This window comes from Streptomyces sp. DSM 41931, assembly GCF_050271085.1.
In the GTDB taxonomy this organism is placed as follows: Bacteria; Actinomycetota; Actinomycetes; order Streptomycetales; family Streptomycetaceae; genus Streptomyces; species Streptomyces albogriseolus.
Window position 1 is genome coordinate 6,930,358 of the sequence record NZ_CP189902.1, and the last position, 14,365, is coordinate 6,944,722.

The following is a 14,365-nucleotide window of genomic DNA, read 5'->3' on the forward strand; positions in this document are numbered from 1 at the left end:
TCACTGGCCAGCGCGGCTCGGGGCCCGCAGGTCACGACGCCTCGGTTCGTGCCGCACGCTACCGCGCACACCGGGCGGGACGTGACAAGCCGGGCGTCCGTGTCACGGGACACGGACGCCCGGCCTCGGGTGGGGGCTACCCGAGCGTGAGGGCGTAGATCTGCACGCGGGGGTCGTTCCGCAGCCCGAGCGAGCGCACCGTCTTCGACGCGTCGAGGGCCACGGACGCGGCGAACAGACGCACCGGCGGTCCGTCCACGCCCTGTCCCCGCTTGATCCGGTGCGGCATCTCCAGAGCGACGGAGCCGCCCGCGGGTGTGGAGCCAGCCCAGTCGCCCACGGTGACCGGCAGTTCGGCGGTGGTGCCGTCGGTGTAGCGGACGGTGAGGTCCGTCGTCACCGGCCCGTGGTGGGACGCGCCGACCAGCCGCAGCGTGCCGTAGGAACCGGCCGGCAGCAGCATGGCCTGCCCGCGCGCCTCGACGAAGTTCGCGGCCGTGCCGGACGGGTCGGGCGCCTGGTAGGTCACGCCGTCCCACACCACCGGTCCCGCCGCCGGCAGCAGGTCACCGTCGTAGCTCCACCCGCCGCCGTCGAAGTCGCCCTCGCCGGGCGCCGCGACGGTCGCGGTCCCGTCGTGGTTCAGCTCCTCGCCGAGGTCGACGGCGCACCGCTCACCGCCCGCCTCGGCGCAGCGCGCGGCCTCGCGGACCTCGACGGTGGCGACCCGCTCCACCGTCCTCACCCCGTCGGCGCCCGCGGTGATCCGCACGCTGTACGTGCCCGGCGCGGTCCCGGCCGGCACGCGCACGTCCACCGTCGCGGTCCGCTGCACCGGCAGCCGGTGCGACGCCAGCGTGAACGGGCCGGACGTCTGCACCGTCCACCCGCGGGGCGCCTCGGCCGCGACGTCCACCCGCAGCGCCCCGGGCGCCTGGCCCAGCACGTCCATCCGCAGCCGCACGTCCTGGGCGCTGTCCGACGTGGGCACCACGTCGGCGGAGGTGCGCAGCGAGGCGTCGAGGTGACGGCGGGAGTCGGCGGCCGCACGGTTCACCGACGGCGGCTCGGCGTCCTTGCCGGTGCCCCACGCGGACGGCTTGTCGCTCATCTCGAAGGAGAGCCGCCCGCCCTGGGCGACCGCGTCCCAGTCCAGCCAGGTGGCGCGCAGGTCCTTCCCGCCGAACCACGCCCGCTTCACGTACCGACGGGTGTCGCTCGCCCCGGGCGCCGTCACGGTCAGGGTGCCGCCCTGGCGCTTCGCGTAGGCGCCGATGCGGATCTCCGCCGAGGGGAACTGCGGGGAGGACACGGCGAGGAAGCCGCCGCCGTTGGTCACCGGGTACAGACCCAGCGACGAGAAGACGTACCAGGCCGACATGGTGCCCAGGTCGTCGTTGCCGGTCATCCCGTCCGGCCCGTCCGTGAACAGCGTCATCGCCGCACGGGTCACGGTCGCCGTCTTCGCCGGCGCGCCCGCCCACAGGTACATGTACGGCGCGTGCAGGTCGGGCTCGTTGTTCGGGTTGTAGGTCGGCTTGCCGTAGTAGTCGTACGGCGCGGAGATCCAGTCCTCGCGGGCGGTCCGGGCGGGGTCCTTCAGCAGCTTGTCGTAGGCGAAGAAGGCGTCGAGCCGCTGCTCCGTCCTCTTCCGGCCGCCCATCAGCGACACCAGTCCGGCCGGGTCCTGGGGGACCAGCCACTGGTACTGGTAGGCGCCGCCCTCGTGGAACTGGTGCCCCGCCTCGACCGGGTCGTACGGCGTCACCCACGTGCCCTCGGTGGTGCGGGGCCGGAACTGCTGGACGGAGGAGTCCCACAGGTTCCGGTACCACTGCCCGCGCGCCGCGAACATCCGCGCGTCCGCCGTACGGCCCAGCCCCTTCGCCATCAGCGCCAGCGACGCGTCGGCCGCCGCGTACTCCAGGGTCGCCGACGCCGGGTGCACGCAGTCGTTGTCGCCGCCCTTGTCCGGGCAGTCCTTCCCCAGCTCCAGCCCGCTGGGCACATACCCGCGCTCCAGGTAGGCGTCGATGCCCGCACGCCCGTTGTAGGGGGACTCGTCCGGAGGCGTCCGCAGCGCGTTCTTCCGCAGCAGCGCGTACGCCTCCCGCTCATGGCCGGCGAGCAGCCCCTTGGACCACGCCTCCACCAGGAACGGGGTCACCGGGTCGCCCGTCATGATGTTGGTCTCGCTGTTGGCGAGCGACCAGCGCGGCAGCCAGCCGCCGTCCCGTCCGACCGCCACGACCGACAGCGCCACGTCCCGCGCCACCTTCGGCTCCAGCAGCTGAAGCAGCTGGTTCTGCGGCCGGTGCGTGTCCCACAACGACAGGTTCTGGTACGGCGTGAACCCGTCCGCCGTGTGCACCTTCCCGTCGAAGCCCGCGTACCGCCCGTCGACGTCCCCGGCGAGGTTCGGGTGCAACTGCGCGTGGTACAGCGCCGTGTAGAACGCTCGCCGCCGCTCGGCCGGCCCGCCGTCGACCTTCACCGTGGCGAGCTGCCGCTCCCAGGTGGCCTGCAACGCCTCCCGCGTGGCGTCGAAGTCGTACGAGTCCGCCGTCTCGGCCTTCAGGTTCTTCCGGGCGCCCTCGAGACCCGTGTACGACAGCCCCACCTTGACGACGACGTCACGGTCCTCCTCGGCGTCGAACGTCACCCAGGCGCCGTTGCCGCCCTCACCGGCCGCGTCCCGCTCGCCCGGACGGGGAGTGGAGCCCCTCCAGGTGCCGTGCGAGGCGAAGGGCCGGTCGAAGGTGGCGGTGAAGTAGACCGTGTGCCGGTCCTTGCCCGCGCAGAAGTTGCCCGCCTCGACCCGGCCCTCGACCGTCCGGTCGCCGACGACGTGCACCTCCGAGCCGTACACCCGCTGATTGGCCTTGCCGGTGTTGAACAGCACGTTGGCGCGGTCGGTGGCGGGGAAGGTGTAGCGCTGCCATCCGGTGCGCGGGGTGGCCGTCAGCTCGGCGTCGATGTCGTACGTCTTCAACCCGACGCGGTAGTAGCCGGGTTCGGCCTTCTCGTCGTCGTGCGAGTACGTCGACCGGTACGCGCCGGGGTCCACGGTGTCGACCGCGCCGGTGGTCGGCATCAGCGGCAGCTCGCCCATGACGGAGCAGCCGACGCCGGAGAGGTGGGTCTGGCTGAACCCGTGGATCTTGTCCTGCTGGTAGTCGTACCCGCCCTGGCCGCCGGTGTCCGGGCTGACCTGCACCATCCCGAAGGGGGCGCTCGCGCCGGGGAAGGTGTTGCCGAAGTTCTGCGTGCCGATGAACGGGTTGACCAGGGAGGTCAGTTGTTCACCGGACGCGGACGACGGCCGGGCGAGGGCCGGCGCGGGCGCGAGACCGGCCCCGGTGACGGCGAGCGCGGCGAGGACGGTCGACGCGCGACGGCGCCATCTGCGGAGGGGTGAATCCATCGAAGCGGCTCCTGTTGCTCACCTGTCGCACCGGGCTGGACGGAAGCGGACTAGATCACGGCGCTGACATCGTTGTCAATACCTTTGGCGGAGGCCGCCGTCCGGCAACCGCGGCGGAATGTCAGGCCGAGGGCGAGTCCGTCAGGGTGACCTGCCGGAGCACCATGAGCGAGTCCTCCACGGCGGCCGCCATCGCGAAGGGAAACCGGTCCAACTCCAGGCACAGGGCGACGTCTTCAGGGGTGGATCCCTCACGCGCCCCCTGCCTCAGCTCGTCGGCCGAGCGGGACGCGCCGGCGCGCCGCAGGTACGGGCCGGCGTCCACCGCGTCCCCTCCGGCCCTGCGGGCGATGTACTGGGCGCACGCGAGATCTTCCTCGGCCCGGCCGCCCTCGCCGGTGACGACGAACGTGACGCGCTCGCAGGCCCGCTCCCGCAGCAGCCCGGCCGTCGCCTCCGCCACCACGAAGCTCGCGCACAGCACCAGCGAGGCGTCCTTCACCGCGAGGGTGCCGACGGTCCCCGCCGTGGTCTTCTGCACGACGGTGCGCCCGGACAGGTCCGTGTTCCGCAGCAACGCGGGGGAGTTGACCAGGTCGAAGCCGGGCGCGGGCGACCCGTCCTTCAGGGTCACCCAGGCGGGATGCCGCGCCTTGAGCGCCAAGGCGTCCTCCAACGACTCGGCGAGCACCACTCGTTCGGCGCCCCGGGCGAACGCCCAGGCGGCCACCGTGTACGCCCGCATGACATCCACGACCACGGCCACGACCGGTACGTCCGTCAACTCGGGGATACCGAGGAAGCGTGCCTCCATCCGGTCATGATGGGGCCGTCGCGGAGGCCGGCGCACGCGACTTTCCCGCCGTCCCGGACGGGGGCCGGGCGACATGACCTGTCGTTGAACGGTGACTTCCCCTGTCCGGGAGTGAGTTACCGGGTCCGGGGGACGCGGGCTGACCGGTCGTCGGCCCCGCGCCGGTCCCGCGCAAGGCGGCATGTCGCCGGCCGTCCGCGTGCGAGGATGTCGATTGTGACCGGATTGTCTTCCTCGGCTGTCGCCGAGGGCACGCGCAGCCGCCCTCGTCTGGGGCCCCGTGCCGCTGCCGCGCTGGTGTTCGGGGCCTCGGCCGCGGTGCTGGTCGTCGAGATCGTCGCCCTGCGCCTGCTGGCCCCCTACCTGGGCCTCACCCTGGAGACCAGCACCCTGGTGATCGGCATCGCCCTCACGGCGATCGCGCTCGGCTCGTGGCTGGGCGGGCGCGTCGCCGACCAGGTCGACCCACTGCGGCTCCTCGCCCCCGCGCTCGGGATCTCCGGCGTGGTCGTGGCCCTCACGCCGGCCGTGCTGCGCGGCGTCGCTGAGTGGGCGCGGCCGCTGCTGATCCTGGTCGCGGCGCTGACGATCCTGGTGCCGGGCGCGCTGCTGTCCGCGGTGACGCCCCTGGTGACGAAGGTGCGGCTGACGAGCCTCGCCGAGACCGGCACGGTCGTCGGCCGGCTGTCCGGCGCCGGCACCGTGGGGTCGATCGTCGGCACCGTCCTGACCGGCTTCGTGCTGCTGTCGCGGCTGCCGGTGAGCGGCATCCTGCTGGGACTCGGTGCGCTGCTGGTGATCGTGTCCGTGCCGGTCGGATGGCGGTTGCGGGGCCGGAGCGGCACCGCACCCGCCCTGGCGCTCGTCCTGGCGGCGGGCGGTCTGGCCGCCTCGGTCGCGCCGGGCGGCTGCGACGTGGAGACCCGGTACCACTGCGCCGAGGTCGTCGCCGACCCCTCCCGCACCGGCGGCCGCACGCTCGTGCTGGACGGCGTACGGCACTCCTACGTCGACGCCGGCGACCCGGCCCACCTGGAGTTCACCTACGTCAAGGCCGTCGCGTCGGTGACCGACGCCGCCTTCCCCGCCGGCAGACCGCTCACGGCCCACCACCTGGGCGGCGGAGGCCTCACCCTGCCCCGCTACCTCGCGGCCACCCGCCCCGGGACGCGCAGCGTGGTGTCCGAGATCGACGACGGCGTCGTCCGCATCGACCGCGAACGGCTCGGTCTGCGGCCGCAGCCCGGCATCGACGTCCGCACCGAGGACGGCAGACTGGGCCTGAGGTGGCTGGACACCGACACGCTCGACCTCGTCGTCGGCGACGCCTTCGGCGGTGTCAGCGTGCCCTGGCATCTCACCACGGTGGAGGCGCTCACGGAGGTGCGGCGCGTCCTCGCCCCCGACGGCCTCTACGTCGCCAACCTCATCGACCACGGCGAGCAGTCCTTCGCGAAGGCCGAACTGGCCACGCTCCGTACGGTGTTCGCGCACGTGGCGCTTCTCGGCGAACCCGTCGACACCGGCCTCGCCCGCACCGGCGCACCCCCGGGCGGCAATCTCGTCGCCGTCGCCTCCGACCGCCCCGCCGACCTGGCCGCCGTCCAGAAGGCGCTCGACGCCCGCCGCACCGGCTGGAAGACGGTCACCGGTGACGCCCTCACCACCTGGATCGCCGACGCCCCCGTCCTCACCGACGACTACGCCCCCGTCGACCAGCTTCTCCAGCCCTACGCCCCACAGCGCGGAGGCAAGGCGGCGCCGAGGGATGCTGTCGTTTCTGTCCAAGACGACCCTGCCCACCTGCCTCTACCGTGAGGGCGATGGTCCGGCGGGCCGCGTCGGGCCGGAGGAGAGGCGCATCATGCGGAAACTGGTGTACACGGGGTTCATGTCCCTGGACGGCGTCGTGGACTCGCCCGGCGGCGGGCCGGGGGAGGAGCACCGCAGCGGCGGCTGGGTGTTCAAGGACCTGGAGTTCGTCGAGGAGGCCTGGTCCCTGAAGGGGGAGGAACTGGCCGACACGACGGCGCTGATGTTCGGCCGCCGCAGCTACGAGGCGTTCGCGTCGGTCTGGCCCGGCTCGCAGGACCACGCCGACTACCGCGACCTGCCGAAGTACGTGGTGTCGTCGACGCTCTCCGAGGACGCCCTGGCCGACGGATGGGGCCCGACCACGGTCCTGCGCTCCACCGGGGACGTCGCGGCGCTCAAGGAGGGTGAGGGCGGCGCCGTCTTCATCCACGGCAGTGCGGAACTGGCCCGGCGGCTGTCCGACGCCGGCCTGATCGACCAGTACAACCTGTTGATGTTCCCCGTGCTGCTCGGTGCCGGCAAGAGCCTGTTCGGCCGCGCCGACCGGGACAAGCAGATGCTGGCCCTGCGGGAGTCGGAGACCTACTCCAACGGCATCGTCAAGCTCGTCTACGACGTTCGGCGCTGACCGACGTCGAGCGCGATCGCCCCTCCGGCGCCCTCGCGCAGCTGACGTGCGGTGCGCCCGACGTACGTGCGCAGGGCGCGGGCCAGATGCGGCTCGTCGAAGTAGTCCAGCTCGGCGGCGACGTCGGCGGCCTGACCGCCGGCCGCCAGCAGGTGCGCCGCCGTGCGTGCCCGCTCGATCTGCCGCACGGCACCCCGCGTGAGTCCCGTCGCGGCCCGGAAGCGCCGCTCGACGGTCCGCCGGGAGACGTCGGGGCGGTGGCCGCGGAGCACGTCGGCGACGAGCGGCTCCCGGTCGAGCACCCCGGCCCGCACCAGCCGGTCGACCAGGGCCTCGGCGTCGTCCGGCCCGGGCGTCTCCCAGCGCGTCCCGTCCAGCCGGAACGTCCGGCGCGAGGTGTCGGGGAGCGTGACCCCGCCGTCGAGCAGGTCCGCCGTGGGCGTCATCCGCAGTGAGGTGCCCACGGCGAAGTCGATCCCCGTGAAGACGGCCCCCTCCGGCACGGGCGCCGTGCCGGTCCGGGTCTCGGGACCCGTGACCGCCGCGAACGCCGCCCCGTCCCGCTGCCAAAAGACCAGGCCCAGCCGCGCCCCGGCGACGGACGTCATCGTGGTGACGCGCTCGCTGGTGCATGTCCACACGCCGTCGACCCACGGCGAGTCGGACGGCCGCGTCTCGAACCGCAGCCTCACGCCCGCAGAATACGCCCCCTGCGGCGGCGGGGAACCGCGTGACACCGCCCAGCTCAACCCCCTAGGGGCGCGGGGAACTGCGCGACCAGCCCTCACGCACCCGCACCCGGCATCCGACGTCACCGCCCCCCCCGGTTGCCCCCCCTCAGGCCAGCCCCTCCGCCACCAACCCCTTCAACACAGCCTCCCCCAACGCCTCCACCGCGGAGCGAGGCCGCACCATCACGGTGAACTCCTTGATCCGCCCGTCATCCCCGAAGTGCAGCAGATCGATCCCGTGGATCTCCTTTCCACCCACGGTCGCCCGGAACACCAGCACGGCCGACGGCAACGTCACCCCCTCCGCACTGGTCTGCGCCGCCCCGCTGTACTCCCCGACGTACCGGAAGTCCTCGAACGTCCGCAGCAGCACGCCGAACAGCCCCATGACCATCGCCCTGCCCTCGAACGGCGTGAACTTCACCGGGCTGTACAGGCGGACGCCCTCGGTGAACAGATCCTCCAGCGCCGCCAGATCACGCGCGTCGACGGCTGCACGGAAACGGTCCACGGTGTCCACGGACGCCACCACCTCAGTAGTCATAGATGTGAGTAGTCAGAAAGATGACTATCATGGGGTGCCCCCAGGGCGACAGAGGCAGGACACCGGCAGGCGGAAAGGGATCGCATGGCACTCCGGCACGCCGTACTGGCCGCGCTGCTCGACGGCGAGCTCAGCGGCTACCAACTGGCCAAGGCGTTCGACGTCGGCGTGGCCAACTTCTGGTACGCCCAGCCGCAGCAGCTGTACGCCGAGCTGACCCGGCTGGAGCAGCAGGGCCTCGTCGCGGGCCGCGAGGTGGTGCAGGAGAGCCGCCCCACCAAGCGGCTGTTCCACGTCACCGACGCCGGCCTGGCCGAGCTGGAGGCATTCACCGCCGCCTCCGCCAAGCCCGCCTTCGTCCGCGACGACCTCATGGTCAAGGTCCAGGCGGCCGACAGCGTCGACACCGCCACCCTGATCGACCAGCTCACCGAACGCGCCGAGATCGCCCGCGCCCGCATCGAGCTGTTCGAGGCGCTGCTCCGGCGCCTGCGCGGCGGCCGCGGCGAGGAGGACTTCCTCCGCCACGGCCACCGCATTGGCCCCTACCTGACCTGCCTGCGCGGCGTCGCCTTCGAGCAGGAGAACCGCGACTGGTGCCTGCGGACCGTCGCCGTACTGGAAGAGAGGCGGCACACCCGTGCCCGGAACTGAGATCGCTTACCTCCGCTACGTCGCCCTCGGCGACAGCCAGACCGAGGGCGTCGGCGACGGCGACGACGTCACCGGCCTGCGCGGCTTCGCCGACCGGCTCGCCGAGCACCTGGCCCGGCACGAGCCCGCCCTCCAGTACGCCAACCTGGCCGTACGCGGCCGCCTCGCCGGCCAGATCCACACCGAACAGCTCGCCCCCGCCCTCGCGCTGCGGCCCGACCTCGCCACCGTCGTCGCCGGCGTCAACGACCTGCTGAGACCCGGCTTCGACGCCGACGAGGTCTGCACCCACCTGGACGCCATGTTCGGGGCGCTGACCGGCCAGGGCGCCCTGGTCGCCACGATCACCGTCCCCGACCTCTCCCGCGTCTGCCCCGTCGCACGCCCCCTGGTCCCGCGCGTCACCGCCCTCAACGAGGGCATACGCCGCACCGCGCGCCGCCACGGAGTCGTCGTCGCGGAGACGGCCCTCCACCCGGTCGCGGGCGACCCCCGCCTGTGGAGCCCCGACCGCCTCCACGCCGGCCCCCTGGGTCACGAACGCATCGCCGCCGCCCTCGCCCACGCCCTGCGGCTGCCCGGCAGCGACGACACCTGGACCCACCCCCTCCCTCCCCAGGCCCTGCCCACCGGTCTGCGCGCCGTCGGCACCGAAATCCGCTGGCTGGCGGGCTTCCTTGGACCCTGGCTGCTCCGCCGCCTCAGGGGCCGCTCGTCCGGGGACGGCCGCTCGGCCAAACGCCCGCTGCTCCACCCGGTCCTGGACGACCGCCGCCCCGTGACGGACGGCTGACCGGCGGCACACCCGCCCTCACGTGCTCGCGGCGGGTTCCGCCGTGCCGACCAGCGACCTGGTGAACGGATGCCGGGGATCGGCCAGCACCTTCCGCGCCGGCCCCTGCTCCACGATCTCACCCGCGTCCAGGACGGCGACACGGTGGGCGAGGGCGGCGGTGGCGAGGTCGTGGGTGATCAGGACCAGGGCCAAGTCGCCCCGTTCGGCCACCAGTTCTGTCAGGGTCCCCAGGATGTCCCGGCGTGTGACCGTGTCGAGGCCCGAGGTGATCTCGTCGCACAGAAGCACACGGGGACGGGCCAGCAGGGCACGGGCGAGGGCGGCCCGCTGGAGCTCGCCCCCGGAGAGCCCGCCGGGCCGGCGCCGGACCAGATCCTCCGGCAGACCCAGACGGGCCAGAACGCTCAGAGCCTCCCGCCGGGCCTCCGCGTCGGCTCCCCGCAGACGTACGGCGGTGCGGGCCACCTGCCGCACGACCGGCCGATGCTCGTCGAACGCGGCGTGCGCGTCCTGGAACACGTACTGCACGGACGCCAGTTGGGCACGGGTGCGCTGACGCAGACTCCGGGGCAACCCCGTGTCGTCGAGCTGGACGTCGCCGTCGTGATCCCGGTGCAGCCCGGCGAGACACCGCGCGAGGGTCGTCTTGCCGCTGCCGGAACGGCCGACCACGGCCAGACACTCCCCGGCGTGCAGATCGAGCGCGGGGACGCGCAGCACGACCGGGCCGGACCGGGAGCCGGCCCGGTGCCGTGCCACCAGCCCGCGCACCCGCACCACAGGACGCCGGGACCGCGTGACTCCGACGTCGAACGAGGTCGGCCCACCCTTCGAGGCCAGCAGCTCCCGTGTCCACGGATGGCGCGGCGCCTCCCACAGCCGCTCGGCAGGTCCCGACTCGACCACCCGGCCCTCCCGCATCACCACCACCTCGTCGGCGAGCGCCCGCACGACGTCCAGGTCATGGCTGAGCAGCACCACGGCGATCCCACGCGCCGTGAGGGCCGCGAGCTGCCCGACGACCCGGCGCTTGGTCAGACCGTCCTGCCCGGTCGTCGGCTCGTCGGCCACCACGACCCGCGAGCGGAGCAGCAACGCCTGGGCCAGCACCACGCGTTGCTGCTGGCCCCCCGACAACTGGTGCGGATACCGCCGCACCATGCTCTCCGCGTCCGCCAGTTGCGCGTCCTCGAGCGCCCGCACCACGAGCGCACGCGCCGCCGCCCGCCGCTTCCCACGCGGGAGATGCCGTACCTGCATCCAGGCGATGTCCGTCAGCAGGGCGTCGACACGACGGGCAGGGGCCAGGACGCTCGCCGGATGCTGAGGGACGTACCCCACCGGCCCTCCGGTGTCGACCCGCACCTCCCCGCCCACCCGGGCGCCGCGCGGATACTCCCCGAGCAGCGCGAGCCCCGTCGTGGTCTTGCCGCTCCCGGACCCACCCACCAGCGCCGTGACCCGACCCGGCAGCACCCGGAAGGAGACCCCGTCCACGACCGCCCGCCCGTCGATCTCCACCCGCAGATCGCGCACCTCGGCCACGGGACCGACTCCCGTGGCGCTCTCACGGTTCACGGACACATGTCCCTCCCGGGTTGCGGCCCCGCCTGTCCAGCGCCGCGTCGAACAGCAGGTTGGTGCCCGTGGTGAGGGCGACGATCAGCAGGGCGGGCACGACCACGGCCCACGGCTGTACGAACAGACCGGTGCGGTTCCGGTCGACCATCACCGCCCAGTCGGCCGCGTCGGGCGCCGCGCCCACACCGAGGAACGCCGCCGTGGCGACGAGATACAGCACCCCGGTCAGCCGGGTGCCGGCGTCGGCGGCCAGGGTGCGCAGCATCGAGCGCCCTACATGTCCGACGGCGATGCGCCACCACGTCTCACCCTGCATCCGCAGAGCCTCGACCGCCGGCCGTGCCGCGATCTCCGTGGCCGTGGCGCGTACCAGCCGGGCCGCGTCGGGCACGTTGACCACCGCGACCAACAGCGCCAGCCCGACGGCCCCGGGTGAGAAGACGGTGGCCACCAGCAGGATCATCAGCAGTGACGGCACGGCGAGCAGCACATCGAGCGGCCGCATCAGCAGCTCCTCCACCAGCCGCCGGTGGGTGAGCGCACCGGCCAGCCCCAGCGGCAGCGCCACGAGATACGCCAGGGCGGTGGCAGCGAGCGCCGTCAGGACGACCGGCCGGCCACCGTGCAGCACCTGGTACCAGACGTCACGCCCCACGAAGTCCGTGCCGAACCAATGCCCCTCACCGCCGGCGAACGACGCCTCCCGCGCCGGAGGTCCACCCACGAGAACGGGCCCCAGCAGCGCGATCACCACCGGCACGGTCACCACCGCGACCCCCAGGGCGAACCGGCCCGTGCGTACCCTCACGCCGCCACCCCCGCCCGCGGGGCGAGCCGGTGGGCCAACACGTCCGCACCCAGGTTCAGCACGACGGTCACCACGCCGAACACCACCGCCAGCCCCTGCACCACCGGCACGTCACGTTCGCCCACGGCCCCGAGCAGGACGGTGCCAAGACCCGGGATCACGAACAGCGTCTCCACGACCACGACCCCGCACAGCAGCCAGTCGATCGTCCGCGCCAGCTGCTGCACGGCGGGCGCCAGAGCATGCGGCAGCGCGTGCAGGTACCGCACACGCGCGCCGGACACCCCGTACCGCAGGGCGTGCGCCACGTACGGGGACGCCAGCGCGTCGATCATGCCCGCGCGCACCAGCCGGACCAGGGAGCACACGGGCCGGGCCAACAGGACGAGGACGGGCAGGACGAGCACTCCCGGATGCGCGAGAAGGTCGGCGCCGTGACCAACCGCCGTCGGCGGCAGCCAGCCCAGCCGCAGCGCGAACACCGTGACCAGCAGCACCCCCAGGGCGAACTCGGGCACCGCGTACACCGCGAGCGTCACCGAGCTGATCAGCCGGTCCGCGAGCCGTCCTTCGTACCGTGCGGCCAGCACGCCCAGCCCCAGGCCGGCCGGCACCAGCAGCACCACGGTGAGCGCGGCCAGCAGCAGGGTGGGGCCGAAGCCGTCGGCGAGGTACCACGTCACCGGGCGCCCGGACGTCAGCGAGGTCCCGAGGTCCCCGTGGAGCAGGCCCGCGGCCCAGTCCACCAGCCGCTCCCACGCGGGCCGGTCCAGCTCCATCGCCGTACGGATCGCCTCGATCCGGGCCGGGTCCGGCTGGTCACCGGCGAGGGCGACGGCCGCGTCGCCCGGCAGCGCCTCGGTGAGCGCGAAGACCAGCAGCACCACGGCCACGGTCTGCGCCACCCCGAGCAGCAGCCGCCGGGCGACGAACGAGCGCAGTCCGCTCACGCCAGCCACACCTTGTCGAACCGCGCCCAGTCCAACGTGTTGGCGGGCGCGTTCGCCTCGACGCCCCACACCGTGCGGGCGGTTCCGATGATCCAGTCGGCGAACCCCCACACCAGGAACCCGCCCTCGGCGTACAGCCGGCGCTGCATGCGCTCGTACACGGCGGCGCGCTCCTTCGTGTCGCGGGTGGACTGCGCCTGCCGGTACAGCGCGTCGAAGTCCCGGTGCCGCCAGTGGGTGGCGTTGGTCGTGGAATCGGTGAGCAGGCGCTGCGAGATGTGCGCCTCGATCGGCATGGCGCCGGAGCGGTAGCAGCACAGGGTGCCGCCGTCGAGGATGTCGCTCCAGTACGAGTCCTTGCTGCCCATCCGCACGTCGACCGTGACGCCCGCTTGCTTCGCCTGGTCGCGGAAGACGCTCGCGGCCTCGGTGAACCCGGCGGCGACGGCCGAGGTGTCCAACGTGACGCGCAGGTCCTCGGCGCCGGCCTGCCGGAGCAGGAACCGCGCCTGCTCCAGGTCCTGTTCACGCTGCGGCAGACCGTCCGCGTAGTACTCGTACCCCTTGCCGAACAGGTCGTTGCCCGTCTCGCCGGCGCCGGCCAGCGCGGCGTCGACCAGTTCCTTCCGGTCGGCGATCAGGAAGAACGCCCGCCGCACCCGCACATCGTCGAAGGGCGGCCGGTCGGTCTTCATGCAGAACGCCTGCATGGCGCTGTTCCGCAGCCGCACGATGTCGATCTGCCCTCTGCCCTCGTGGGCGCGTGCCGTCGTCGGGTTCAGCTCGTGCGCGTACTCGACCTGCCCGCCGAGGAGCGCGTTGACCCGCGCCGACTCCTCGTTGGCGACGACGAACTCGATCTCGTCCAGGTACGGCGCGCCGTCCCAGTGGCCGTCGTAGCGGCGGAAGACCGCCGAACGGCCCGGCGCGAACGACACGAACCGGAAGGGACCGGAGCCCACGGGGTCCCGGTCGAAGTCGTCCGCGTGCGCGGGCACGATGTACGCGCCGAACGCGGCCAGTACGTTGGGGAATTCGGCGGTGGGCCGCTTGAGCACGAACTCGACCGACCGCCGGCCCGTGGCCCGGCTCGCCTCCAGGTCGATGGGCTCCAACGACGCCTTCGCGCGGAACGCCTGCCTCGGATCGGCGATCCGGCGGTAACTGTGCAGCACGTTCTCGGCGGTGACCGGACGGCCGTCGTGGAAGGCCGCCTCCCGCAGCGTCACCCGCCAGCGGTCCAGCGTCCTGTTCGGCTCCCAGCGTTCCGCGAGGCGCGGCCGGGCGGCCAGGTCGGGGCCGTAGTCGGCGAGCTTGTCGAAGAGCGCCTTGGCGCGGGCGGCGTCGGCGAACAGGTTGGCCCGGTGCGGGTCGAGCGTCTCGCCCGCACCGCCGCCCGCGAACGCGGCGCGCAGCCGCCCGCCCCGCTGCGGCGTGCCGCCCCCCTTGGGATCACCGCCGTCACCGGAGCCGCCGCAGCCGGCGAGCGAGAGCGCGCCGAGCGAGGCGGCGCCCGTGGCGGCGAGGAAGCCGCGACGGCGCAGTCCCGCGAAGCGGGTGTCGGCGGGCAGGGGAGGAACAGAGTCGTCGTGCATGGTCAAGTCCTTCTGTCTGTGTGGG

The 14,365-nt window shown here is 73.3% G+C and carries 12 protein-coding genes; 4 read left to right on the top strand and 8 right to left on the bottom strand.

Annotation, left to right across the window (positions count from 1 at the left end; translation table 11 throughout):
• Positions 1–136: 136 nt before the first annotated feature.
• The gene (locus ACP7TJ_RS31580; protein WP_427767097.1) at positions 137–3,424 is read right to left on the bottom strand and encodes a GH92 family glycosyl hydrolase; all 3,288 of its coding nucleotides are present in this window, start codon (positions 3,422–3,424) and stop codon (positions 137–139) included.
• A gap of 121 nt (positions 3,425–3,545) precedes the next feature.
• A complete protein-coding gene (locus ACP7TJ_RS31585; RefSeq protein WP_404715372.1) occupies positions 3,546–4,238 on the bottom strand; it encodes a 2-phosphosulfolactate phosphatase in 693 nt (230 codons plus the stop codon).
• A gap of 216 nt (positions 4,239–4,454) precedes the next feature.
• On the opposite strand from ACP7TJ_RS31585, the gene ACP7TJ_RS31590 reads away from it, so the two are divergent.
• Positions 4,455–6,056, top strand: a complete 1,602-nt coding sequence (locus ACP7TJ_RS31590; RefSeq protein WP_404715373.1) for a fused MFS/spermidine synthase — start codon at positions 4,455–4,457, stop codon at positions 6,054–6,056.
• 46 nt (positions 6,057–6,102) lie between these two features.
• On the top strand, positions 6,103–6,681 hold the full coding sequence (locus ACP7TJ_RS31595) for a dihydrofolate reductase family protein (protein WP_093768857.1): 579 nt from the start codon (positions 6,103–6,105) through the stop codon (positions 6,679–6,681).
• Here the strand turns inward: ACP7TJ_RS31595 and ACP7TJ_RS31600 are convergent.
• Positions 6,663–7,373: a helix-turn-helix domain-containing protein gene (locus ACP7TJ_RS31600; protein WP_427767102.1), complete on the bottom strand. Its 711-nt coding sequence runs from the start codon at positions 7,371–7,373 to the stop codon at positions 6,663–6,665. The genes ACP7TJ_RS31595 and ACP7TJ_RS31600 overlap by 19 nt on opposite strands.
• A 145-nt stretch (positions 7,374–7,518) precedes the next feature.
• Positions 7,519–7,956: a nuclear transport factor 2 family protein gene (locus tag ACP7TJ_RS31605; RefSeq protein ID WP_427767105.1), complete on the bottom strand. Its 438-nt coding sequence runs from the start codon at positions 7,954–7,956 to the stop codon at positions 7,519–7,521.
• 84 nt (positions 7,957–8,040) lie between these two features.
• On the opposite strand from ACP7TJ_RS31605, the gene ACP7TJ_RS31610 reads away from it, so the two are divergent.
• Positions 8,041–8,610, top strand: a complete 570-nt coding sequence (locus ACP7TJ_RS31610; protein ID WP_189910803.1) for a PadR family transcriptional regulator — start codon at positions 8,041–8,043, stop codon at positions 8,608–8,610.
• Positions 8,597–9,403, top strand: a complete 807-nt coding sequence (locus ACP7TJ_RS31615; protein WP_167741670.1) for an SGNH/GDSL hydrolase family protein — start codon at positions 8,597–8,599, stop codon at positions 9,401–9,403. The genes ACP7TJ_RS31610 and ACP7TJ_RS31615 overlap by 14 nt, the downstream gene beginning before the upstream one ends.
• 18 nt (positions 9,404–9,421) lie before the next feature.
• Here ACP7TJ_RS31615 and ACP7TJ_RS31620 read toward each other — a convergent pair whose 3' ends face one another.
• The 4 genes from ACP7TJ_RS31620 to ACP7TJ_RS31635 are packed head-to-tail and all read right to left on the bottom strand — an operon-like array spanning position 9,422 to position 14,340.
• Positions 9,422–10,984: an ABC transporter ATP-binding protein gene (locus ACP7TJ_RS31620; RefSeq protein WP_427767110.1), complete on the bottom strand. Its 1,563-nt coding sequence runs from the start codon at positions 10,982–10,984 to the stop codon at positions 9,422–9,424.
• On the bottom strand, positions 10,974–11,795 hold the full coding sequence (locus ACP7TJ_RS31625; RefSeq protein WP_193457113.1) for an ABC transporter permease: 822 nt from the start codon (positions 11,793–11,795) through the stop codon (positions 10,974–10,976). Before ACP7TJ_RS31625 ends, ACP7TJ_RS31620 begins: the two co-directional genes overlap by 11 nt.
• Entirely contained in the window at positions 11,792–12,745 is a 954-nt protein-coding gene (locus tag ACP7TJ_RS31630; protein WP_367474277.1) for an ABC transporter permease, read from the bottom strand. The genes ACP7TJ_RS31625 and ACP7TJ_RS31630 overlap by 4 nt, the downstream gene beginning before the upstream one ends.
• The gene (locus tag ACP7TJ_RS31635; RefSeq protein WP_427767115.1) at positions 12,742–14,340 is read right to left on the bottom strand and encodes an ABC transporter substrate-binding protein; all 1,599 of its coding nucleotides are present in this window, start codon (positions 14,338–14,340) and stop codon (positions 12,742–12,744) included. The genes ACP7TJ_RS31630 and ACP7TJ_RS31635 overlap by 4 nt, the downstream gene beginning before the upstream one ends.
• Between the last annotated feature and the right edge of the window lie 25 nt (positions 14,341–14,365).

Excerpts from the sequence above, each read along its gene's own strand:
- ACP7TJ_RS31580 (WP_427767097.1), bottom strand. The coding sequence starts at position 3,424 with ATGGATTCACCCCTCCGCAGATGGCGCCGTCGCGCGTCGACCGTCCTC.
- ACP7TJ_RS31585 (WP_404715372.1), bottom strand. The coding sequence starts at position 4,238 with ATGGAGGCACGCTTCCTCGGTATCCCCGAGTTGACGGACGTACCGGTC.
- ACP7TJ_RS31595 (WP_093768857.1), top strand. The coding sequence starts at position 6,103 with ATGCGGAAACTGGTGTACACGGGGTTCATGTCCCTGGACGGCGTCGTG.
- ACP7TJ_RS31605 (WP_427767105.1), bottom strand. The coding sequence starts at position 7,956 with ATGACTACTGAGGTGGTGGCGTCCGTGGACACCGTGGACCGTTTCCGT.
- ACP7TJ_RS31610 (WP_189910803.1), top strand. The coding sequence starts at position 8,041 with ATGGCACTCCGGCACGCCGTACTGGCCGCGCTGCTCGACGGCGAGCTC.
- ACP7TJ_RS31635 (WP_427767115.1), bottom strand. The coding sequence starts at position 14,340 with ATGCACGACGACTCTGTTCCTCCCCTGCCCGCCGACACCCGCTTCGCG.